The organism is Staphylococcus sp. HMSC067F07, from assembly GCF_001837405.1.
Lineage (GTDB): Bacteria > Bacillota > Bacilli > Staphylococcales > Staphylococcaceae > Staphylococcus > Staphylococcus capitis.
This window is the reverse complement of record NZ_KV832234.1, coordinates 209,432-234,253: the sequence shown is the minus strand read 5'-3', so window position 1 is coordinate 234,253 and position 24,822 is coordinate 209,432. Positions and strand designations below refer to the sequence as shown.

Annotated in this window: 22 protein-coding genes, 1 riboswitch and 1 other annotated feature; all 22 genes read left to right on the top strand. The window is 32.1% G+C overall.

Annotated features, from left to right (window positions below; translation table 11 throughout):
- The first annotated feature begins 85 nt into the window (after positions 1 to 85).
- The 22 genes from polA (at position 86) to hemB (ending at position 24,815) form a co-directional block, all read left to right on the top strand.
- A complete protein-coding gene (gene polA, locus HMPREF2706_RS04405) occupies positions 86 to 2,716 on the top strand; it encodes a DNA polymerase I (protein ID WP_049427464.1) in 2,631 nt (876 codons plus the stop codon).
- A 15-nt stretch (positions 2,717 to 2,731) separates the two neighbouring features.
- Complete coding sequence (gene mutM / locus HMPREF2706_RS04400) at positions 2,732 to 3,604, top strand: bifunctional DNA-formamidopyrimidine glycosylase/DNA-(apurinic or apyrimidinic site) lyase (protein WP_070862213.1); 873 nt, start codon at positions 2,732 to 2,734, stop codon at positions 3,602 to 3,604.
- Positions 3,605 to 3,619: 15 nt separating this feature from the next.
- Positions 3,620 to 4,219, top strand: coding sequence for a dephospho-CoA kinase (gene coaE / locus HMPREF2706_RS04395; RefSeq protein WP_002436006.1), 600 nt, complete (start codon positions 3,620 to 3,622; stop codon positions 4,217 to 4,219).
- A gap of 197 nt (positions 4,220 to 4,416) precedes the next feature.
- Positions 4,417 to 5,442 carry a type I glyceraldehyde-3-phosphate dehydrogenase gene (gap, locus tag HMPREF2706_RS04390; RefSeq protein WP_049427466.1) on the top strand — a complete coding sequence of 342 codons (1,026 nt, stop codon included), beginning with the start codon at positions 4,417 to 4,419 and terminating at the stop codon, positions 5,440 to 5,442.
- Positions 5,443 to 5,797: 355 nt separating this feature from the next.
- Positions 5,798 to 6,268: a transcriptional regulator NrdR gene (gene nrdR / locus HMPREF2706_RS04385; protein ID WP_070862212.1), complete on the top strand. Its 471-nt coding sequence runs from the start codon at positions 5,798 to 5,800 to the stop codon at positions 6,266 to 6,268.
- Positions 6,269 to 7,654: a replication initiation and membrane attachment family protein gene (locus HMPREF2706_RS04380; RefSeq protein WP_049427468.1), complete on the top strand. Its 1,386-nt coding sequence runs from the start codon at positions 6,269 to 6,271 to the stop codon at positions 7,652 to 7,654.
- A complete protein-coding gene (gene dnaI, locus HMPREF2706_RS04375) occupies positions 7,654 to 8,574 on the top strand; it encodes a primosomal protein DnaI (protein WP_002469660.1) in 921 nt (306 codons plus the stop codon). The genes HMPREF2706_RS04380 and dnaI overlap by 1 nt, the downstream gene beginning before the upstream one ends.
- A 347-nt stretch (positions 8,575 to 8,921) precedes the next feature.
- Positions 8,922 to 10,859, top strand: a complete 1,938-nt coding sequence (thrS, locus tag HMPREF2706_RS04370) for a threonine--tRNA ligase (protein ID WP_049427471.1) — start codon at positions 8,922 to 8,924, stop codon at positions 10,857 to 10,859.
- A gap of 49 nt (positions 10,860 to 10,908) precedes the next feature.
- Positions 10,909 to 11,084, top strand: a riboswitch (Lysine riboswitch).
- Positions 11,085 to 11,304: 220 nt separating this feature from the next.
- Entirely contained in the window at positions 11,305 to 12,804 is a 1,500-nt protein-coding gene (locus tag HMPREF2706_RS04365) for an amino acid permease (protein ID WP_049427474.1), read from the top strand.
- 60 nt (positions 12,805 to 12,864) lie between these two features.
- Positions 12,865 to 12,988, top strand: a sequence feature (ribosomal protein L20 leader region).
- Positions 12,989 to 13,015: 27 nt separating this feature from the next.
- On the top strand, positions 13,016 to 13,543 hold the full coding sequence (infC, locus tag HMPREF2706_RS04360) for a translation initiation factor IF-3 (RefSeq protein WP_002436083.1): 528 nt from the start codon (positions 13,016 to 13,018) through the stop codon (positions 13,541 to 13,543).
- Positions 13,544 to 13,570: 27 nt separating this feature from the next.
- A complete protein-coding gene (gene rpmI / locus HMPREF2706_RS04355; RefSeq protein ID WP_001830767.1) occupies positions 13,571 to 13,771 on the top strand; it encodes a 50S ribosomal protein L35 in 201 nt (66 codons plus the stop codon).
- 48 nt (positions 13,772 to 13,819) lie between these two features.
- Entirely contained in the window at positions 13,820 to 14,176 is a 357-nt protein-coding gene (gene rplT, locus HMPREF2706_RS04350; RefSeq protein WP_002436058.1) for a 50S ribosomal protein L20, read from the top strand.
- Positions 14,177 to 14,355: 179 nt separating this feature from the next.
- On the top strand, positions 14,356 to 14,964 hold the full coding sequence (locus tag HMPREF2706_RS04345) for an NUDIX domain-containing protein (protein ID WP_049427477.1): 609 nt from the start codon (positions 14,356 to 14,358) through the stop codon (positions 14,962 to 14,964).
- Between the two features lie 19 nt (positions 14,965 to 14,983).
- On the top strand, positions 14,984 to 15,907 hold the full coding sequence (locus HMPREF2706_RS04340; protein ID WP_049427479.1) for a hypothetical protein: 924 nt from the start codon (positions 14,984 to 14,986) through the stop codon (positions 15,905 to 15,907).
- A 163-nt stretch (positions 15,908 to 16,070) separates the two neighbouring features.
- Positions 16,071 to 17,372, top strand: a complete 1,302-nt coding sequence (gene tig / locus HMPREF2706_RS04335; protein WP_023350131.1) for a trigger factor — start codon at positions 16,071 to 16,073, stop codon at positions 17,370 to 17,372.
- A gap of 389 nt (positions 17,373 to 17,761) precedes the next feature.
- Entirely contained in the window at positions 17,762 to 19,024 is a 1,263-nt protein-coding gene (clpX, locus tag HMPREF2706_RS04330) for an ATP-dependent Clp protease ATP-binding subunit ClpX (RefSeq protein WP_002436051.1), read from the top strand.
- Between the two features lie 144 nt (positions 19,025 to 19,168).
- Positions 19,169 to 19,756: a ribosome biogenesis GTP-binding protein YihA/YsxC gene (gene yihA, locus HMPREF2706_RS04325; RefSeq protein ID WP_037549386.1), complete on the top strand. Its 588-nt coding sequence runs from the start codon at positions 19,169 to 19,171 to the stop codon at positions 19,754 to 19,756.
- A gap of 203 nt (positions 19,757 to 19,959) precedes the next feature.
- Positions 19,960 to 21,306, top strand: a complete 1,347-nt coding sequence (gene hemA, locus HMPREF2706_RS04320; protein WP_070862211.1) for a glutamyl-tRNA reductase — start codon at positions 19,960 to 19,962, stop codon at positions 21,304 to 21,306.
- A gap of 21 nt (positions 21,307 to 21,327) precedes the next feature.
- Entirely contained in the window at positions 21,328 to 22,140 is an 813-nt protein-coding gene (gene ccsA / locus HMPREF2706_RS04315; protein WP_049427483.1) for a cytochrome c biogenesis protein, read from the top strand.
- A gap of 66 nt (positions 22,141 to 22,206) precedes the next feature.
- Positions 22,207 to 23,136 carry a hydroxymethylbilane synthase gene (gene hemC, locus HMPREF2706_RS04310; RefSeq protein ID WP_002436130.1) on the top strand — a complete coding sequence of 310 codons (930 nt, stop codon included), beginning with the start codon at positions 22,207 to 22,209 and terminating at the stop codon, positions 23,134 to 23,136.
- 34 nt (positions 23,137 to 23,170) lie between these two features.
- The gene (locus HMPREF2706_RS04305) at positions 23,171 to 23,851 is read left to right on the top strand and encodes a uroporphyrinogen-III synthase (protein WP_037549820.1); all 681 of its coding nucleotides are present in this window, start codon (positions 23,171 to 23,173) and stop codon (positions 23,849 to 23,851) included.
- Complete coding sequence (gene hemB, locus HMPREF2706_RS04300) at positions 23,841 to 24,815, top strand: porphobilinogen synthase (protein ID WP_023350136.1); 975 nt, start codon at positions 23,841 to 23,843, stop codon at positions 24,813 to 24,815. The genes HMPREF2706_RS04305 and hemB overlap by 11 nt, the downstream gene beginning before the upstream one ends.
- Positions 24,816 to 24,822 lie beyond the last annotated feature (7 nt).

Genomic DNA, 24,822 nt, shown 5'->3' with positions numbered 1-24,822 from the left:
CACTAAGGACCGCTAAACTCTATATTCGTTAAGCGTTCCTATGTATGCTAAAATGTATGTAAATCAGTTCTGGAGGTTACGTATTTTGGATAAATTAGTGTTAATAGATGGTAACAGTTTAAGCTTTAGAGCGTTTTATGCTTTACCATTACTTTCTAATAAAGCTGGTATTCATACAAATGCTATATATGGCTTTGCGATGTTGCTTGAGAAAATTATTAAAGAAGAACAACCCAATCACTTTTTAGTTGCATTTGATGCTGGTAAAACTACTTTCAGACATTCTAAGTACAGTGAATATAAAGGTGGACGTCAAAAAACACCACCAGAATTAAGTGAACAATTTCCTTATATTCGTCAATTATTAGATGCTTATCACATTAAACACTATGAATTAGAAAATTATGAAGCGGATGACATTATTGGCACGCTAAGTAGAGAGGCTGATAAGGCTGGTTTCGAAACGATTATTATTACAGGGGATCGAGATTTAACACAATTAGCTACTGATAATGTCACAATTTATTACACTAAAAAAGGTGTGACAGATGTAGATCACTACACGCCAAGTTTTATAGCTGAAAAATATGATGGGCTACAACCGAAACAAATCATTGATATGAAAGGTCTCATGGGAGATACTTCAGATAATATTCCAGGGGTTGCTGGCGTTGGTGAAAAGACTGCAATCAAACTTCTTAAACAATTTACTTCTGTAGAAGGTGTTTATGAACATATTGATGATGTCACAGCTAAAAAATTAAAAGAAAAACTCGTGAATAGTAAAGATGATGCCTTGATGAGTAAAGACTTAGCTACAATTAATGTTGAAAGTCCCATTGAGGTTAATCTAAATGATACAAAATTAGAAAATCAAGATGATAATACTAACAAAATAGAATTGTTTAAAAAGCTTGAATTTAAACAATTATTGGCAGATATTGATGAAAAAGCTAATAACGATGTAGTTAACGAAAAGACCTTTGAAATTGAATCGGATTTTCAACATATCAACTTTGATAGTTTAGAGCATGCAATTATTCATTTTGAATTAGAGGGCACAAATTATCTTAAAGATAATATCCTAAAATTCGGTTTTTATGCTGATGATTCACATGTGGTCATTAATGCTGAAGATATTAAGCAATATCAAGATTTAGTCCAATGGTTAGAAGATAAAAATACGACTAAAACTGTATACGATGCCAAAAAAACTTATGTGGCTGCGCATCGTTTAAATATCGATATTCAAAATGTGCAGTTTGATGTAATGTTGTCTAGTTATATTATTGATCCTTCTCGTTCAATAGATGATGTAAAATCAGTAGTTTCACTTTATGGACAGAATTATGTTAAAGATAATGTGTCAGTTTACGGTAAGGGGAAAAAACATCAAGTTCCTGAAGAAGAAGTATTAAATAAACATGTAGCTTCAATCACAGAGGCAATTGCTAACTCTAAACCTGAAATGGAGGCTCAATTAGAAGAGTATAATCAAGTTGAGTTACTCAAAGATTTAGAATTACCACTTGCTAAAATTTTAAGTGAAATGGAAGAAATTGGTATTTATACTGATGTTGAAGACTTAAAACAAATGGAGAACGAAATCCAAGAAAAATTAGATGTTTTAATTAAAAACATTCATGAAGCTGCAGGAGAAGAATTTAATATTAATTCTCCTAAACAATTAGGAGTAGTTTTATTTGAAACGCTAAAACTACCTGTTATCAAGAAAACTAAGACAGGCTATTCAACAGCAGTAGACGTATTAGAACAATTGCAGGGAGAGCATCCAATTATTGAACATATATTGGAGTATAGACAATTGTCAAAATTACAATCAACTTATGTTGAAGGATTACAAAAAGTGATTAGTAAAGATCAGAGAATTCACACACGTTTTAATCAAACGTTAGCACAAACAGGTAGACTTTCAAGTGTAGATCCAAACTTACAGAATATACCTATTCGTTTAGAAGAAGGAAGAAAAATTAGAAAAGCCTTTAAACCTACAGATAAGGATAGCGTAATCTTATCGGCTGACTATTCACAAATAGAGTTACGTGTGCTTGCACATATTACTCAAGATGAAAGTTTGAAAGAGGCATTTATTAATGGTAACGATATTCATACTGCGACAGCTATGAAAGTATTTAACGTAGAAGCTAATGAAGTAGATAGTTTAATGCGTAGACAAGCCAAAGCAGTAAACTTTGGTATTGTGTATGGAATTAGCGATTATGGCTTAAGTCAAAGTTTAGGAATTACACGTAAAAAAGCGAAAGCTTTTATAGATGATTACTTAGCTAGTTTTCCTGGTGTAAAACAATACATGTCTGACATTGTTAAAGATGCAAAAGCAGATGGATATGTTGAAACACTTCTACATCGACGTCGTTATATTCCAGATATTACAAGTCGTAATTTCAACTTAAGAAGTTTTGCAGAAAGAACAGCAATGAATACCCCGATACAAGGTAGCGCAGCAGATATTATTAAATTAGCTATGGTTAAGTTTTATGAAAAAGTTAAAGATACTAATTATCACGCGACATTATTATTGCAAGTTCATGATGAATTGATTTTCGAGTTGCCTAAATCTGAAGTCGAAGATTTTAGTAAGTTTGTTGAAGAAATTATGGAACAAGCTTTAGATTTAGATGTACCTCTAAAAGTAGATTCAAGTTATGGACCAACATGGTATGACGCTAAATAAGGAAAGGATTAAAATATGCCAGAATTACCAGAAGTTGAACATGTTAAAAGAGGTATAGAACCTTTTGTAATAAATGAAAAAATTGATAAAGTTATTTTTTCAGAGAAGGTAATCGAAGGTAAAAATAATCAAAGAGAAACAATTATAAAAGGTATAGAGTTAGATAGTTTTAAAAAATTAACTGAAGGTTATGTTATATCTGAAGTTCTTAGGCGTAGTAAGTACATCGTTTTTCATATTGAAAAAGACAATGATCATAGAATTTTGATAAGTCATTTAGGTATGGCAGGAGGATTTTTTGTAGTAGATGATTTAGAAGAAATTGGAACGCCAAATTACCGTAAACATTGGCAAGTGATTTTCGAACTTAACAATGGTAAAAAATTAGTTTACTCAGATATTAGACGTTTTGGAGAAATTAGAAATATTGCCAATTATGAAAGTTATCCTCCTTTTCTAGAAATAGCTCCAGAACCATTTGATAAAGAAGCAATGATACATTATCTAAGTTGTTTTGATATTAATAAATACGCTAATAAACCTATTAAACAAATGATTTTAGATCATAAAGTGATTGCCGGTGCTGGTAATATTTATGCTTGTGAAGCACTTTATAGAACTGGTATTCGACCTGATAAAATTGCTAACTCATTGAGTCATCAACAAAAAGAGATGTTATTTTATTATGTTCGAGAAGTTCTTGAAGAGGGTATTAAATACGGTGGAACAAGTATTTCTGATTATCGCCAAGCTGACGGTAAAACCGGAGAAATGCAATTGCATTTAAATGTTTATAAACAGAAATACTGTAAAACATGTGGGCATGAAATAGAAACAAAAGTGATTGCCACTAGAAATAGTCATTTTTGCCCAAATTGTCAGAAATAAAGGAAGCGTGAAAATATGCCAAAGATTATTGGACTAACAGGTGGAATCGCAACTGGTAAATCAACAGTCTCAGAATTATTAACTGCTTATGGATTTAAGGTTGTTGATGCGGATGTTGCATCTCGAAAAGCTGTTAAGAAGGGTTCAAAAGGATTAGATCAAATAAGAGAGAAATTTGGTCAAGAAGCAATTGACGACAATGGTGAGATGAATCGTAAATATGTTGGAGAACTTGTCTTTAATAATCCAGAACAACGAATAGAACTTAATAAGATAGTTCATCCTATTGTTAGAGAAATAATGGAAGAAGAGAAGAATCACTACCTAAATGAGGGATACAATGTCATTATGGATATTCCTTTGTTATTTGAAAATGATTTACAAGATACTGTTGATGAAGTTTGGGTAGTTTACACTTCTGAAAGTATTCAAATTGAACGTTTAATGGAAAGAAATGATTTATCACAAGAAGATGCTAAGGCACGTGTGTATAGTCAAATATCTATTGATAAGAAAAGTAGAATGGCTGATCATGTCATAGACAATCTAGGTGATAAACTTGAATTAAAACAAAATTTACAACAACTTCTTGAAAAAGAAGGTTATATCGATTAATAAAGTTAGCGTACACAAAGCATTGTTTTGTGTACGTTTTTTATTTTTTGTATGTTAAATAATAAGTATAACTTATTTAAAATGATAGATAAAAGTTCGAACATGATTATAGGGAAACGCTTTCAAAAGACAGATAATATGTTATACTAATTTCATAAAGTATAACATATAAATAAATGTTCAAGGGGTGCTTTTTAATGTCAACGAATATCGCGATTAATGGAATGGGTAGAATTGGAAGAATGGTGCTACGTATAGCTTTAAAAAACAAAAACTTAAATGTCGTAGCGATTAATGCAAGTTATCCTTCTGAAACTATTGCACATTTAATTAATTATGATACAACTCATGGTACATATGATAAAAAAGTTGAAGCAACAGAAAATGGTATTAAAGTAGATAATCATGAAATTAAACTTGTTTCTGATAGAAATCCAGAAAACTTACCATGGAATGAATTAGATATCGACATTGTTATTGAAGCTACTGGTAAATTTAATCATGGAGATAAAGCCATTGCTCATATTAATGCAGGTGCAAAGAAAGTATTACTCACAGGCCCTTCAAAAGGTGGAGAGGTACAAATGATTGTTAAAGGTGTTAATGATGACAAACTTGATATTAATCAATACGACATCTTTAGTAATGCTTCATGTACTACCAATTGTATCGGTCCAGTTGCAAAGGTCTTGAATGATAAGTTTGGCATTGTAAATGGTTTAATGACAACTGTTCATGCCATTACTAACGATCAAAAAAATATTGATAATCCTCATAAGGATTTACGTAGAGCACGTTCTTGCAATGAAAGTATTATTCCAACTTCAACTGGTGCCGCTAAAGCGCTTAAAGAAGTGTTACCAGAAGTTGAAGGGAAACTTCATGGAATGGCTTTACGTGTTCCAACTAAGAATGTCTCACTTGTTGATTTAGTCGTTGATTTAGAAAAAAATGTCACTGCTGAAGAAGTAAATGAAGCATTTAGACAATCGGGCTTAGATGGCATTTTAGATGTTGAAGATGCACCTTTAGTATCAGTAGACTTTAATACGAATCCTAATTCTGCAGTTTTAGATTCTCAATCTACTATGGTTATGGGTGAGAATAAAGTAAAAGTAATTGCTTGGTATGATAATGAATGGGGTTACTCTAATCGTGTTGTAGAAGTAGCTGAACAAATTGGAGAACTGATTGAGAAAGAGGCCACTGTTAAAGCAGTATAATTAAAAAACAGTATAAGACATGTAATTATAAGCTGTCGACAAAGTATGAACAATCATAAAGTTAGTATTCATCTAACTCATATTGGTTGATCTTTATCCTTTGTTGACAGCTTTCCTATTGGAAATTTGTATTAAGACTTATATCTTTATAATAAAAACATTAGAAAGCGTAATTAACTTAATTTAAATTTCTGTTTTAAACATTTATCCAAAGATTCAATTTTATAGTAAAATATCATTTAAAAATCTATATTTATAGTATTAAAATCTAAATTCTAGCGTAAATAACCTTTCTTTTTTACAATACAATTATGTAGTATAATGTACGTTAATCAAACTTAAGAGGGTGACATAAATGAAATGCCCAAAATGTAATTCAACACATTCTAGAGTAGTTGATTCTAGACACGCAGATGATGCAAATGCAATAAGACGAAGAAGAGAATGTGAAAATTGTGGAACTCGGTTTACTACTTTTGAACACATTGAAGTAAGTCCGCTTATCGTTGTTAAAAAAGATGGTACTCGAGAACAATTTTTAAGAGAAAAAATATTAAATGGGTTAGTAAGATCTTGTGAAAAGAGACCAGTAAGATACCAAAAATTGGAAGATATTACCAATAAAGTCGAATGGCAATTACGTGACGAAGGTCAAACTGAAATATCCTCAAGAGATATAGGAGAGCATGTAATGAAATTATTAATGCATGTTGATCAAGTCTCATATGTTAGATTTGCATCTGTCTATAAAGAGTTTAAGGACGTTGACCAATTACTTGCTTCAATGCAAGGAATCTTGAGTGATAATAAACGGAGTGATTATTAAATGGGATTACAGTCGTATGAGTATGGGTTAAGACCTCAAGATAGCTTCGAGGTCATCAAAGAATTTCAATTAACGACAGAACATTTAGAAATATTGAACCGTCTCTTTACGCCGTTAATCGGTCCGCAATCTATAGGGCTTTATCACTTTATCAATCAATTTGTAGACGTCCATCATCATTATCCACTCACTCACTACATATTTATGAATGAGTTAAAAATCAATCTTTTAGACTTTAGAAAGCAGATGGATTATTTAGAAGCTATCGGGTTAATTAAAACCTTTGTTAAGCATGAAGAGCAGCAAACACGATTTGTATATCAATTAATACAACCTCCTACAGCTTATCAATTTTTTAATGATCCTATGTTATCTGTTTTTTTATATAGTGAAGTAGATAAAAATCGTTATCAGTCTTTAAAGTATCATTTTGAAAAAGACAAAAAGGATTTAAGTCGTTATAAACAAACGACTAGGAAGTTTACTGAAGTTTTTAATGTACCCAAAAAGGTTTTAAATCAAGATTTATCTAATCTTAAACAAGCTAATCACTATAGTGGTATTGATTTATCCAATGAGACATTTGATTTCGAAATGTTGAGGCATATGTTAAATCAACACTTTATCAGTAATGAAATCGTAACTAAAGATGCTAAAGAATTAATTATTCAATTGGCTACGTTATATGGTTTGACTGCCGATGGAATGAAAAAAGTTATATTAAATTCAATTACTAGTGCACAACAATTATCATTTGAAGAAATGCGCAAGCAAGCACGATCATATTATTTGATTGAAAACGAAAATCATTTGCCAAAATTACAATTGAAAGGTGAGTCTTTTGATAAATCACCTCAAGAAAAAGATACACCCCTAGATAATACTGATGAATGGTTACAACTACTGGACGAAACTAGTCCTATAGATATGTTAGCGAGTTGGTCAGGTTCTGAACCTACGCAATCACAAAAAAGTATGATTGAAGAATTAATTGATAGAGAAAAAATGAGTTTCGGTGTGATTAATATACTGTTGCAATTTGTTATGCTAAAAGAAGATATGAAGTTACCCAAATCTTACATATTCGAAATTGCATCAAATTGGAAGAAAAAAGATATTAAAACAGCTAAGCAAGCTTACAACTATGCACTTCAAGTTAATCAACCTAAAAGTTATGACCAAAATTTCAAAGGGAATAGAAACTATTCCAAACAAAACAAGCAACTTATTTCAAAAGAGAAAACTCCAAAATGGCTTGAAAATAGAGAGGCTCAATCAAATTCATCAGCTACAAAAGATTCAACCACAAAAGATGAAAAATTAGAAAAAGATCGAAAAGCATTCTTAGAACGTTTGAATAAAAAATGGGAGGAGGGCAATGAGTAATGAAAAGTTTCAAGAACATAATGGGTGCGTCAGACGACTTAAATAAACGTATTGAGAAAATCAAGCAAAATGTTATAAAAGACCCAGATGTTAAAGAGTTTTTAGAGCAACATCAATCTCAACTTACGAATGCAATGATTGATGAAGATTTAAATGTTTTACAAGAGTATAAAGATCAACAGAAGCATTATGATGGTCATCGTTTTGAAGAATGTCCTAATTTTGTTAAAGGGCACGTACCTGAGTTGTATATAGAAAATGAAAGAATTAAGATTAGATATTTGAAATGTCCATGTAAAATTAAACATGATGAAGAACGCTTTAACTCTCAACTCATCACCTCACATCATATGCAACGTGATACATTAGATGCAAAATTAAAAGATATTTACATGACTGAACGTGATCGTTTGGACGTAGCGATGGCTGCAGATGAAATATGCACAAATATAGCTAATAATGAAAAAGTAAAAGGATTATATTTGTATGGCCCATTTGGAACAGGTAAGTCATTTATATTAGGTGCAGTTGCTAATCAACTCAAATCGAAGAAGATTTCATCCACTATTGTTTACTTACCTGAATTTATTCGTACTTTAAAAGGTGGCTTCAAAGACGGTAGTTTTGAAAAGAAACTAGAACGTGTGCGTGAAGCTAATATACTTATGCTTGATGATATAGGTGCTGAAGAGGTTACACCATGGGTAAGAGATGAAATTATCGGACCATTATTACATTATAGAATGGTTCATGAGTTACCTACGTTTTTCAGTTCGAACTTCGACTATAGTGAATTAGAGCATCATTTATCTATGACGAGAGATGGAGCTGAGAAAACTAAAGCAGCTAGAATTATCGAACGTGTTAAAACACTATCTACGCCATATTATTTAGAAGGTAAAAATTATAGAAACAATTGAATTTTATCTTATGAGGTGTATAATGGACTTAAATCTTAATCGTTGAAACTATTGAAGATAAGATAATTTAATCACTATTACACAGAAAGTCATTAGTTGATGAGAATATGGCTAATATATTAAATTATTACTACTTCATAATGATATTTGTAATGAATATCCGGCTCGAGACCGTTATCTCATGTAGAGTAGCTTAGTTATTATTTTTATAAAGCTGAGCAACTAGGGTGGTACCACGACAAACTCGTCCCTTGTTATAGGGGGCGAGTTTTTTGTTTTGTGGATATTTATCTTAATCATTCAATAAGTCAACGATCAGATCTTTTTAATATTTAGGAGGGTTTAATATGGATCAAATTAATATTCAATTTCCAGATGGTAATTCAAAAGAATTTGATAAAGGTACTACTACTGAAGACATCGCTCAATCTATTAGCCCAGGTTTAAGAAAGAAAGCTGTAGCAGGTAAATTTAATGGTCAAATGGTAGATTTAACTAGACCACTTGAGGAAGATGGATCAATTGAGATTGTTACACCAGGTAGTGAAGAGGCTTTAGAGGTTTTACGACATTCAACTGCGCATTTAATGGCACAAGCTTTGAAGCGTTTATATGGTGATGTGAAATTTGGTGTAGGTCCGGTGGTTGAAGGCGGATTTTACTATGACTTTGATATGGATGAAAAAGTATCATCAGATGATTTTGAAAAAATAGAAAAAACGATGAAGCAAATCGTTAATGAGAATTATAAAATAGAACGAAAAGTTGTAAGTAGAGATGAAGCTAAAGAATTCTTCAAAGATGATCCATATAAATTAGAACTTATTGATGCAATTCCAGAAGATGAGAGCGTTACTTTATACTCACAAGGTGAATTCACAGATTTATGTCGTGGTGTACATGTACCTTCGACTTCTAAGATAAAAGAGTTTAAATTACTATCAACTGCAGGTGCTTATTGGCGTGGTGACAGTAACAATAAAATGTTACAACGTATATACGGTACTGCGTTTTTTGATAAAAAGGATTTAAAAGCGCATTTACAAATGCTTGAAGAACGTCGTGAAAGAGATCACCGTAAAATCGGTAAAGATTTAGAATTATTTACTAATAGCCAACTTGTTGGTGCTGGATTACCTTTATGGTTACCAAATGGCGCTACAATCAGACGTGAAATTGAACGCTATATTGTAGATAAAGAAGTGAGCATGGGATATGACCATGTATATACTCCAGTATTAGCAAATGTTGATTTATATAAAACTTCTGGTCACTGGGATCATTACCAAGACGACATGTTTCCACCTATGAAATTAGATGAAACTGAAGAAATGGTATTAAGACCAATGAACTGTCCACACCATATGATGATTTATAATAATAAACCACACTCTTACCGAGAATTACCAATCCGTATTGCGGAATTAGGTACTATGCATAGATATGAAGCAAGTGGTGCAGTTTCAGGTTTACAACGTGTTCGTGGAATGACTCTTAACGATTCTCATATATTCGTGAGACCAGATCAAATTAAAGAAGAGTTCAAAAGAGTAGTCAATATGATTCAAGAAGTTTATGAAGACTTCGGTTTTAAGGATTACACTTTCAGATTAAGCTACAGAGACCCAGAAGATAAAGAAAAATATATGGATGATGATGAAATGTGGAATAAAGCTGAATCAATGCTCAAAGAAGCAGTTGATGAAATGGGTCTACCATATGTAGAAGCTATTGGTGAAGCGGCATTTTATGGTCCTAAACTTGATGTTCAAGTTAAAACTGCAATGGGTAAAGAAGAAACTTTATCTACTGCGCAGCTTGATTTCTTACTACCTGAACGTTTTGAACTCACTTATATTGGTAGTGATGGTGAACAACATAGACCAGTAGTTATTCACCGAGGTGTTGTTTCTACAATGGAACGTTTCGTCGCATTCCTTACTGAAGAAACTAAAGGAGCTTTCCCAACATGGTTAGCACCAAAACAAGTCGAAATCATTCCAGTTAATGTAGATTTACATTATGATTACGCCCGCCAATTACAAGATGAACTTAAATCGCAAGGCGTTCGTGTTGAGATTGATGATCGTAATGAAAAAATGGGTTATAAAATTCGTGAAGTGCAAATGCAAAAAATACCATACCAAATTGTTGTAGGGGATAAAGAAGTAGAAAATAATGAAGTCAATGTAAGACAATATGGTTCCCAAGATCAAGAAACACTTGAAAAAGATGAATTTATTTGGAATTTGGTGGATGAAATTCGTTTGAAAAAACATAGATAACCTTGAAAAGATAGGTCGTATCATGTATATTACAAATGAATGAAATAAAATTAGAGTTAGAGGTTGCATCTTTAATTAGTAACTAGTCAGAAGTCGTATGGGACATGTGTTGAATTAGTGAAAGGTAACGATGCCGAAACAATTGTAAAACCATAATTTATAATTGTTGGGACAGTTTTCGACAAGAAGCTGTACTGTCACAGAATGTGATGTGCTACCTTATATAGATAAAACCTAAGTGGTTGCATATCTTAAAGGTATGTAACCACTTTTTATTTTCGTATTGTGTAGTATTTAGCTTAATAAATGATTTAGTGCTATTATTGTCACAAAGTTTGTTGCTTATAAATTTTTTAATCAAACTTTCATATTTAAAATATATATTTATTACACAAAGAGAAAAATAGTTACATGTTAGCCTCTAAGACAAGGAAAGGGAGCTTCTATGAGTAAAAAAGAAAATCAAAATGACGGTGTCCAAAGAGGATTAAAAGACCGTCATATTTCAATGATCGCTATAGGCGGTTGTATTGGTACAGGTCTATTCATGACATCTGGTGGTGCTATTCATGATGCTGGTGCGTTAGGTGCTTTAATTGCTTATGCAATTATTGGTGCAATGGTATTCTTCCTGATGACATCTCTTGGGGAAATGGCTACTTATTTACCAGTTTCCGGTTCATTTAGTACATATGCTACACGCTTTGTTGATCCATCACTGGGATTTGCATTAGGTTGGAACTATTGGTTTAACTGGGTAATAACTGTTGCTGCTGATGTTACCATAGCTGCACAGGTTATACAGTATTGGTCACCTATGCAAGGTATACCAGCGTGGGTTTGGAGTTGTATCTTTTTAGTAATTATATTTGCCCTAAATTCTTTATCAGTGAGAATTTATGGTGAAAGTGAATATTGGTTCGCTTTAATAAAAGTAATAACTGTAGTTATATTTATTGTCATTGGTTTATTAACAATTGTTGGAATTATGGGTGGTAAATACGTCGGTTTTGATACATTTAACAAAGGTGATGGTCCTATTCTAGGTGGAAATTTAGGTGGTAGCCTATTATCAATTTTAGGAGTATTCCTTGTTGCAGGTTTCTCATTCCAAGGAACAGAATTAATAGGTATCACAGCTGGTGAGTCTGAAAATCCAGAAAGAGCCGTCCCTAAAGCGATTAAGCAAGTGTTTTGGCGTATCTTATTATTTTACATTCTAGCAATATTCATTATAGGTATGTTAATTCCTTATGATAGTAAGTCTCTAATGGGCGGTGGAGATAGCATTTCTACTTCTCCATTTACACTTGTGTTCAAAAATGCTGGTCTTGCTTTTGCAGCATCATTTATGAACGCCGTTATATTAACGTCTGTTTTATCTGCTGGTAACTCAGGAATGTATGCATCAACTCGTATGTTATATTCAATGAGTAAAGACAAATTAGCATTTTCTTCTTTTGGTAAGACTAACAAAAGTGGCGTACCTTATTTATCATTAATTGCTACTGGTGTACTTGTTGTAATCATCTTTGCTTTACAGCATATAAGTGGAGATGCATATGAATATATTGTTGCAGCTAGTGGTATGACAGGGTTTATCGCTTGGGTAGGTATAGCAATAAGTCACTATAGATTCAGACGAGCATTTGATAAACAAGATTATGATAAAAGTAAACTTAAATATAAGGCTAAGCTGTTCCCATTTGGCCCTATATTTGCAGGTATATTATGTATAATTGTTATCATCGGACAAGATGTAGACTTTATAAAAACAGGACATTTTGATCTTAATCGTTTTGTTATTACTTATATGGGAATACCTGTTTTCTTAGCATTCTTCATTTACCATAAGCTACGCTATAAAACGAAAATGATTCCACTTAAAAAAGTTGATTTAAGACAAGATGTTTCGATGGATGAAATTAGACATCACAATAAATAATAAAAAAACAATTGACTTACATGTTTATTATTGATATGATTAGTAACGTTGAATACGAAACGAACCAAGTAGAAGCACCCGCTTCTCACCTGTAGCGACGCAATAGCAGTTGGCAGGTTAATCATGTTACACAATAAATGTGTGGAAGAAGAGCGGGTATTGTTACTCGCTCTTCTTTTTTGCTTGGGACAATTTCGTAAAACTCTAGGAGGTGTCAACCATAGCAAAAGATCAAACTCAAGTTAATGAGAGAATTCGTGCAAAAGAACTACGTTTAATCGGCCAAGATGGTGATCAAATTGGTGTGAAATCGAAACGTGAAGCTTTAGAAATGGCTGAACGAGTTGATTTAGATTTAGTTGTTGTCGCACCAAATGCGAAACCACCTGTTGCGAGAATTATGGACTACGGTAAATATAAATTCGAACAACAGAAAAAAGAAAAAGAAATGAAGAAGAAACAAAAAGTCATTAATGTTAAAGAATTACGTTTAAGTCCAACAATTGAGGAACATGATTTCCAAACTAAGTTGAAAAATGGACGTAAATTCTTATCTAAAGGCGACAAATGTAAAGTTTCTATTCGTTTCAGAGGTCGTGCGATTACGCATAAAGAAATTGGTCAACGCGTATTAGAACAATTTGCAGATGAATGTAAAGATATAGCAACAGTTGAACAAAAGCCTAAAATGGAAGGGCGTCAAATGTTTATCATGTTAGCGCCTATCAATGAAAAATAATCGTTAAATAATAGGAGGAAATGAATCATGCCTAAAATGAAAACTCACCGTGGAGCTGCTAAACGTGTTAAAAGAACTGGTTCTGGTCAATTAAAACGTTCAAGAGCTTTCACATCTCACTTATTCGCAAACAAAAACACTAAACAAAAGCGTCAATTACGTAAAGCTAAATTAGTTTCAAAAAGTGATATGAAACGCGTAAAACAATTATTAGCTTACAAAAAATAATATTTAATACGAAATTACAAGATAGATAATATCTAAGGAGGAATTATTATGCCACGAGTTAAAGGTGGAACAGTAACAAGAGCACGTCGTAAAAAAACGATTAAATTAGCTAAAGGTTACTTCGGTTCAAAACATACATTATATAAAGTAGCTAAACAACAAGTAATGAAATCAGGTCAATATGCTTTCCGTGACCGTCGTCAACGTAAACGTGACTTCCGTAAATTATGGATTACACGTATTAACGCTGCTGCACGTCAACACGACATCAGCTATTCTCGTTTAATGAACGGTTTGAAGAAAGCTGAAATCGATATTAACCGTAAAATGTTATCAGAAATTGCTATTTCAGATGACAAAGCTTTCGGTGAATTAGTTACTAAAGCTAAAGAAGCTTTAAAATAATATTAGATTAAGAGATGACTCAGGTGTCATCTCTTTTTTTATGGCAATTCATAGTTGGTATCATTTTCAATTGCCATTAAGATTTTTGTGATTAAAACTTCATAATAAAGTAAATCGCAAAATAAGTAGATTTTTGCTAAAATGACTGATATAAAAGTATATACCTAAAGGAGATTAATATGTCTAAATTTGATGAACAAATTATCGTTGTTCCACGAAAAGTACTTTTTAATGATGAGAAAAATGCTTTTAATGGATTTTTACATAAAAATAATATTAAAGGTAAAGATATCTTTAATGCACTAAGTGAATACGAAGTAAAAAGACGTGGAGATATGGAAGAGGATTCCAAATTTAAACAGCTTATTTCATATTGTTTATTAGAAAATGAAAAAGGTGAAATCCTTGTATATGAGCGCTTATCTGGCGGAGGAGAAGAAAGGTTGCATGGTCAATCTTCAATAGGAGTAGGTGGTCATATGAACGACGTTATGGGAGCAGACTCTATCAATGAAGTACTAAGAGTTAATGCTCAAAGAGAATTAGAAGAAGAAGTTGGCCTTGCAAAAGAAGATTCTCAAAACATGGAATATCTTGGATTTATTAACGATGATAATAATGAAGTAGGAAAAGTTCACATGGGCATTGTTTTTAAAATAACTGTAAGTACTACTGATGTTGAAGCGAAAGAGACAGATACCCTTAGAATTAAATGGGTAGAAAAGGGAAGTATTGAGTCGTATGATGATTTTGAGACATGGAGTGCTTTAATTCTTCAAGATTTATAAAGATTGGAGTGCATAATCAATGTCAAATGTAATTCCATTTCCACAATCAGAGGAGAAAATAAGAAAGCAAATTAATGAAGCTCAAACGAGTCTTGATCTTGATTTAATGTATGATTTGTTTGAGAAGTATGAAATGCATTTTGAACTTAGTGAAGAATTAGCATTGAAAAAATGTTGGATGCTTCATCAGATGAGCTCTTTTTTAGAATTAAGAGAAGAAGCAATTATATTATTAAAGCGTGGATTAAATTGCTATGACGATTTAATGATTTATTATATAAAAAGTTTAAATGGGTTAGGTCAATATTACCAAGCGGTCGAAGTAATTAATCAAATTATCGATGAAGTTAAAAATCATAAAACGAGAATGGAATTATTTCCATTGAAAGAATATGCACAATCTAAACTTGATCAAGATAGAAAAATGATTTCAACTTCTTTATCTCAATTTGATGAGTTCAATAGTAGAGAACAGACAGCACTAATCCTCCAACTTATTGATAACGGTCATTATCAATTTAAAGAAAGTATCGCTCATTTATTAACAACATTAGATTTACCTAATAATATAAAAAGCTTGATGCTAGAATATTTAAGATTTGCGGGTTATCAACGAACAATTGATATTAACAAATATCGTCTTAGTGCAGAAGTTATACCATCGAAATTATGTGGACTTGAACATACAATAATGAAGAAACTAGTTATTCCTCAAGTAATTCAAAGGCTTGAAGATGGGGTTTTGCATATTGTAGATGAGGCTCATCATATCATGAATAATCACTCGATTCTTCTATATCCATTAAATATTGAAGATTTGTATGATATAGAAGATTGGATAAATGCATACGATGTTTATTTCAAAGCGTTACTTGGTATAGATATAACTGTTGAAAACTTAAACACACTTGAATTCATAAAATCTTTAGATATTGAAAGCTAAAATTCATTTGTTGCAAATTAGCTAAAAGAATTTTAATATAGTATCTATTGAAAACAAATAAACATGAAAAAGTCAGTATTTTCAATGTTTGTTTACGTTTTGAACCTATGATATAATAGGGAAGTTGAAAAAATAAATTAGTCAATCATGGAGGTATTTATACATGACAGCAACTTGGGAAAAAAAGGAAGGTAACGAAGGCGTATTAACAGTTACAGTTCCAGCAGAAAAAGTAGACAAAGCATTAGATCAAGCATTCAAAAAAGTAGTTAAACAAATTAATGTGCCTGGTTTCCGTAAAGGTAAAGTGCCTCGTCAAATTTTTGAACAACGTTTTGGTGTAGAGGCATTATACCAAGATGCAGTTGATATCTTATTACCTGAAGCTTACGGTGAAGCTATTGATGAAACTGGTATCAACCCAGTAGCGCAACCTGAAGTAAGCGTTACTCAAATTGAAAAAGGTAAAGACTTTATTTTCGATGCTACAGTAACAGTTGAACCTGAAGTTAAATTGGGCGACTATAAAGGTCTTGAAATTGAAAAACAAGATACTGAACTTACAGATGATGAATTGCAAGAATCAATTGATCATAGTTTAGGTCATTTAGCAGAAATGGTTGTTAAAGAAGATGGAGCTGTTGAAAATGGCAATACAGTAAACATCGACTTCACAGGTTCTGTTGACGGTGAAGAATTTGAAGGTGGACAAGCTGAAGGTTACGACCTAGAAGTTGGTTCTGGTTCATTCATTCCAGGATTTGAAGAACAATTAGAAGGTATGAAAACTGGCGAAGAAAAAGATGTAGTCGTTACATTCCCAGAAGAATACCATGCTGAAGAATTAGCTGGTAAGGAAGCTACTTTCAAAACTAAAGTCAATGAAATTAAATATAAAGACGTTCCAGAGCTTAATGATGAAATTGCGAACGAATTAGATTCTAATGCTGAAACAGTAGATGAGTATAAAGAAAACTTACGCAAACGTTTATCTGAACAAAAAGCTACTGAAGCTGAAAATACTGAAAAAGAAGAAGCCATTAACAAAGCAACTGAGAACACTACAATCGACATTCCAGAGGCTATGGTTAACACTGAATTAGATCGTATGATTCAAGAGTTTGGCCAAAGAATTCAACAACAAGGTTTAGATTTACAAACTTATTATCAAATCTCAGGTCAAAATGAAGATCAACTAAGAGAACAAATGAAAGACGATGCAGAACAACGCGTTAAAACAAACTTAACTTTAACTGCTATTGCTGATGCTGAAAATGTTGAAGTTTCAGACGAAGACATCGATAAAGAATTAGAAAAAATGAGTGAACAATTTAATATTTCAGTTGAAGATATTAAATCAACATTAGGTAATACTGACATTGTTAAAAATGATGTTCGTATCCAAAAAGTTATTGACTTATTAAGAGATAATGCTAAATATGTTGAATCAACAAAAGAAGACTAATTAACAAGTAAAGTTAATTTAACTTGCGCTATTTAATCAATTACTGATTGTTCGTATACTATGTTAATGTCATAAAGTGGGAGAGGGACGAAATATAATTTGTCAAAATTATTTTCATTGTCCCTCTCCCAACTTGCCCTACTTGTAGAATTTCGCTAAAATGAAATTCACTATGTTGGGCCCTGTTGACAAAGATGAATATGTTGGAAGAATCTTGGTATAAGCGCGCTTCCAATTCAGACATCTACTGCCAATATGTTGAGTGAGGCTGAGACAATGAATCATGTCCCAGCCTCATAACTATGTAAGCAGATAAATTGTAAATGTATAAAGTTGCATTGTAGAATGCAATCTAGTATAGTCTTTAAAGAATAGGGGTGTATATAAGAATGTTCAAATTCAATGAAGATGAAGAAAATTTAAAATGTTCTTTCTGCGGTAAAGACCAAGATCAAGTTAAAAAATTAGTCGCAGGAAGTGGCGTATATATTTGTAATGAGTGTATTGAATTATGCTCTGAAATCGTTGAAGAAGAATTAGCTCAAAATACGTCTGAAGGATTTACTGAATTACCAACTCCTAAAGAAATAATGGATCATTTAAATGAATATGTTATCGGCCAAGAAAAAGCTAAAAAATCATTAGCAGTAGCTGTATATAATCATTACAAACGAATTCAACAATTAGGACCAAGCGATGATGATGTTGAACTACAGAAAAGTAACATCGCTTTAATAGGTCCAACGGGTAGCGGTAAAACATTATTAGCTCAAACATTAGCTAAAACGCTTAATGTACCTTTTGCTATTGCTGATGCAACAAGTCTTACTGAAGCCGGTTACGTTGGTGATGATGTTGAAAATATACTATTACGTTTAATCCAAGCTGCAGACTTTGATATAGATAAAGCTGAAAAAGGTATCATTTATGTAGATGAGATTGATAAAATTGCTCGTAAATCTGAAAATACTTCAATTACACGTGATGTTTCAGGTGAAGGTGTACAACAAGCATTACTTAAAATTTTAGAAGGTACAACTGCAAGTGTTCCTCCACAAGGTGGCCGTAAACATCCAAATCAAGAATTAATTCAAATTGATACGACAAATATATTATTTATTTTAGGCGGTGCCTTTGATGGTATTGATGAAGTTATCAAACGTCGTCTAGGTGAAAAAGTTATTGGCTTTGCTAGTAATGAAGCAGACAAATACGATGAAGAAGCACTATTAGAACAAATTAGACCTGAAGATTTACAATCATATGGTTTAATTCCGGAATTTATCGGACGTGTTCCTATTGTTGCAAACCTTGAAACATTAGACGTTGCAGCACTTAAAAATATTTTAACTCAACCTAAAAATGCATTAGTTAAACAATATACTAAAATGCTTGAGTTAGATAATGTTGAGTTAGAATTCACTGAAGAAGCGTTATCTGCTATAAGTGAAAAAGCTATTGAGCGTAAGACTGGTGCTCGTGGTTTACGTTCTATTATTGAAGAAGCACTTATTGATATTATGTATGACGTGCCATCAACTGAAAATGTAAGTAAAGTTGTTATAACTGAAAATACAATTAATGAAGAGATTGAACCTGAATTATATGATTCAGAAGGTAATCTTGTTAATGAAGATAAAACTTCTGCTTAATTTAAAAGCTAAACAGTGTCACACTTCTGTGACACTGTTTTTTATGTGTTGATTTAAACATATAATCAAATATATCTTATCGACACTAAATCATATATAATGTTAGAGTTAAGTTAAATTTAAGTGATAAAGAGAGGATCTAACATGAATATTAATCCTAATAATATTGAATTAATAATTAGTGCTGTTCAAGAGGCTCAATATCCTGAGACAAATTTGTCAGAAGTTGCTTTAAGCGGTCGTTCAAATGTTGGTAAATCAACATTTATCAATAGTATGATAGGACGAAAAAATATGGCTCGAACATCTCAACAACCTGGTAAAACTCAAACACTTAATTTCTTTAATATCGATGAACAACTTATCTTTGTAGATGTACCAGGGTATGGCTATGCAAAAGTGAGTAAAGCACAAAGAGAAAAATTCGGAAAAATGATAGAAGAGTATTTAACTCAACGAGAAAATCTAAGACTTGTCATACAACTCGTTGATTTAAGACATAATCCGACTGAAGATGATGTGCTTATGTATAATTATCTCAAACATTTTGATATACCTACTCTAGTTATCTGCACTAAAGAAGATAAAATCGCTAAAGGAAAAGTGCAAAAGCATTTAAAAAATATTAAGGATAAACTTGAATTAGAACCTGAGGACAGTATTATTAGTTATTCTTCTATTAAAAATAATAAGCAACAACCAATTTGGGATCTCATCTCAACTTATTTATAATCATTATTGTTTAAGATTGCTTAAACGAGTACAAATTTTGATATGAACTATATTTGATGGAAGATAATATTAATGCTTGTAATGATTTTGACAAAAAATTGAAGTTAGATTAGAATATTTCTAATTTATTTGAGCAATCAACTTAAATGTGTATATAAATGTGTTATACTTGGATTATTGTTAGTATATGGAGGGCGTTATAAATGCATTTTATTGCAATTAGCATAAATCATCGAACTGCTGATGTAGCACTAAGAGAGCAAGTTGCTTTTAGAGATGATGCCTTGCGATTAGCCCATGAAGATTTATATGAAACTAAATCTATTTTAGAAAATGTCATTTTATCTACATGTAATCGTACTGAAGTATACGCCGTTGTTGATCAAATCCATACAGGACGCTACTATATTCAACGATTTTTAGCACGTTCATTTGGATTCGATGTAGATGATATTAAAGTAATGTCAGAAGTCAAAGTGGGGGACGACGCAGTAGAACATTTATTGCGTGTGATTTCTGGTCTTGATTCAATAGTACTTGGTGAAACTCAAATTTTAGGTCAAATGCGTGATGCATTCTTCCTTGCCCAAGAAACAGGTACTACTGGAACGATATTTAATCATTTATTTAAACAGGCAATTACTTTTGCTAAACGCGCACATAGTGAAACAGATATTGCAGATAATGCAGTAAGTGTTTCATACGCTGCAGTTGAATTAGCTAAAAAGGTATTCGGTAAATTAAAAAGTAAACATGCTGTCATTATTGGTGCAGGGGAAATGAGTGAATTATCACTCTTAAATCTTTTAGGTTCTGGTATCTCAAACATTACTATTGTCAATCGTACTCTAGCTAAAGCAGAAATTTTAGCTAATAAACATAATGTATCATTTGATTCTTTAGATGCTTTACCTTCATTGTTAGAGCAAACTGATATTGTAATCAGCTCTACAAGTTCTCAAGATTATATCATTACTAATGAAATGATTAATCAAATTTCTGATCGTAGAAAAGTTGATTCATTAGTTATGATTGATATAGCGGTACCGCGTGATATTGAACCAGGTATCGATGCAATCACTAATATTTTTAACTATGACGTTGATGATTTAAAAGGTTTAGTTGACGCTAATTTAAGAGAACGTCAACATGCAGCTGAAACGATTGCACAACAAATTCCAGCTGAAATTGACTCACACAATGAATGGGTTAATATGTTAGGTGTCGTACCTGTCATTCGAGCATTACGTGATAAAGCTATGGATATACAATCAGAAACGATGGATAGTATTGACCGTAAATTACCTCATCTTTCAGAAAGAGAAAGAAAAGTAATTTCTAAGCATACAAAAAGTATTATTAATCAAATGTTGAAAGATCCAATCAAACAGGCTAAAGAATTAAGTAGTGATAAGAAAAGTACTGAAAAATTAGAGCTATTTCAAAACATTTTTGACATTGAAGCCGAAGATCCTAGAGAAAAGGCTAAGCTAGAAAAAGAGAGTAAAGCACAGGAGATTTCTGCTCGTCGAATTTTTAGTTTTGAATAAGCATATTAATATGGTGATAATATGCAAGAAACCCTGTTTATTCGATTTCATGAAATTATATTAATTATATATATTCTAAGTATAGTGTTCTATTTTATAGATTTTATTAGTAAAAGTTATAAAGTTAGGACTTTAGGCGTTTATTCATTAGGGATTGTTTGGGTATTACAAACAATCTCTTTATCTGTTTTTATCATTCAAACTCAAAAAGTGCCTTTAAATTCGATATTTGATGTCTTTTTCACACTTACGTGGATTATTATTTCACTTTCTTTAATATTGAATTTAATTAAAGTTCTTAATTTCTCCGTTTTCTTTTTGAATTTAGTAGGATTAGCACTTATGGCGATGAACACGTTTCAGCCTGAACACTATCAAACACAGGTACAACAAGTAGCTGTGATCAATGAACTTTTACTTGTTCATATTGGTTTAGCTGTGTTAAGTTATGCCTTTTTTGCAGTAGCATTTGTGAATGCTTTGCTATACATTATTCAATATAGAAACTTAAAAGAGAAAATTTTTGATCAAAATTACTTTAGAATTGGTAGCGTCGCTACTTTAGAGTCGATTATATTTTACTCCACACTAATAGGCATTATCGTTCTTATTTTGAGTATTATTTTAGGTGCTCAATGGGGCGTTTTTGCCATCGGTAATCGTATTTTTATAGATCCAAAAGTTATCTTTTCTTCAATTATTACTTTATTATATGGTGTTTACATCCTGTTACGTATTAGAAAATGGATTACACAAAGAAATTTAATTTATTTTAATATCATTCTATTCTGTCTTAGTATGATTAATTTATTCTTTACAACGCACTTTAATTAAAAAGTTGCTTAATTTTTACTATTTCGAGTATTTAATAGATTTTAGTACCTAGGAGGCATTCAACATATGCGTAAACTCGTTGTTGGATCACGTAGAAGTAAACTAGCTTTGACTCAAAGTCAACAATTTATAGATAAATTAAAAAAAGTCGATCCTGATTTAGACATCGAAATCAAAGAAATTGTTACAAAAGGGGACCAAATTGTAGATAAACAACTATCCAAAGTTGGAGGTAAAGGTCTATTTGTTAAAGAAATTCAAAATGAATTATTTAATAAAGAAATCGATATGGCTATTCATTCTCTGAAAGATGTGCCAAGTATTATTCCCGAAGGTCTTACATTGGGATGTATTCCAGATCGTGAAGTTCCATTCGATGCTTATATTTCGAAAAACCACACCCCACTGAGTGAGTTAACAGAGGGTAGTATAGTCGGTACAAGTTCACTTCGTCGAGGCGCACAGATTTTATCTAAATATCCTCATTTAGAAATTAAATGGATTCGCGGTAATATAGATACGCGTTTAAAAAAATTAGAAACAGAAGATTATGATGCAATTATACTCGCTGCAGCAGGTCTAAAACGTATGGGTTGGTCAGACGACATAGTTACAACTTATTTAGATAAAGATGTCCTTCTACCAGCTATTGGACAAGGAGCACTAGGTATAGAATGTAGAAGCGATGATAAAGAACTTTTAGAGTTGCTTAAAAAAGTGCATAATCAAGATGTCGCACAATGTGTTACTGCTGAACGTACCTTCTTGTCGGAGATGGATGGCAGTTGCCAAGTACCCATCGGTGGATACGCCACTATAGATGGTGATAAGCAAATCGAGTTCACAGGATTAATTATGACACCAGATGGAAAAGAACGTTATGAACATACTGCCAAAGGTTTAGATCCTGTTGAATTAGGTCAAGAAGTTAGTCGCGTATTGAAAGAACAAGGCGCTTATGAAATTATTAGAAAGTTAAATGAGGAAAATAATTAAAAAGATTACCATGTCTTAAAGGTGGAACTCAATGATGAAACCAGTTATAGTTATGACCCAAACAAGTAAAGTTCAAAGTAATTTAGTCAATATTATTCATAAACCATTGATTCAAATACAAGAACTTTCGTTTAATGAGCATTTGCTTAATCATGACTATGACTGGCTTATTTTTTCTTCTAAAAATGCAGTCAAATACTTTTATGAGTATTTAAAAAGCGTTAAAGTTAAGAAGGTAGCAGTTATCGGCGAGAAAACGGCTCAATACTGTGAGGATTTAAATATAAATGTTGATTTTATTCCAAGTGATTTTTCTCAAGAAGGATTTCTTAAAGAGTTTAATTCTATGAATCAGCGAATCTTACTTCCTTCTAGTCAGCTTGCACGACCGAAATTAGCACATCAATTGAATAATAATAATGTTGTGATTAAGATTGATTTATATAAACCTATACCTCACCATCAAAATATTAATGAGGTTAAACAACTTGTAAAAAATAATGAATTAGATGCTATAACTTTCTCAAGCTCATCTGCAGTTCGTTATTATTTTGAAAATGGAGATACTCCAGAGTTTCACCATTACTATGCGATAGGTAAGCAAACAGCTACAGTTCTTAAAAATTATAATCAAAATGTGCAAGTTGCTGATTCACAAACTTCGGAATCAATAATAGCCAAAATTTTAGAAAGTAGGGAGAATAATGAAATTTGATAGACATAGAAGACTACGTTCTTCTCATACAATGCGAGATTTAGTGAGAGAGACACACGTGAGAAAAGAGGATTTAATTTATCCTATTTTCGTAGTCGAACAAGATGACATTAAATCTGAAATTCATTCACTACCTGGTGTATATCAAATTAGTTTAAATTTATTACATGAAGAAATTAAAGATGCTTATGATTTAGGCATTAGAGCAATAATGTTCTTTGGAGTGCCTAATAACAAAGACGATGTAGGTTCAGGTGCATACGATCATAACGGTGTTGTACAAGAAGCAACGCGTATTGCTAAAAAAATGTATGATGACTTGTTAATTGTTGCGGATACTTGTCTATGTGAATATACAGATCACGGCCATTGTGGCGTTATTGATGATCATACTCATGATGTTGACAATGATAAGTCATTACCTTTATTAGTTAAAACTGCTATATCACAAGTAGAAGCAGGCGCAGATATTATCGCTCCAAGTAATATGATGGATGGTTTCGTTGCAGAAATTAGGAAAGGCTTAGATCAAGCTGGGTACGAAAATATTCCAATTATGAGTTATGGTATTAAATATGCGTCTAGTTTCTTCGGTCCGTTCCGTGATGCAGCAGATTCAGCTCCATCTTTCGGTGACAGAAAAACTTATCAAATGGATCCAGCAAATCGTTTAGAAGCATTGAGAGAATTAGAAAGCGATCTTAAAGAAGGTTGCGATATGATGATTGTTAAGCCAGCTTTAAGTTACTTAGATATTGTTAGAGACGTAAAAAATAATACTAATGTTCCTGTTGTTGCATACAATGTCAGTGGTGAATATAGCATGACTAAAGCTGCGGCCCTCAATGGTTGGATTGATGAAGAAAAAATTGTGATGGAACAAATGATTTCTATGAAACGTGCTGGTGCGGATTTAATCATCACTTACTTTGCTAAGGATATTTGTCGCTATTTAGATAAGTAATGAATCA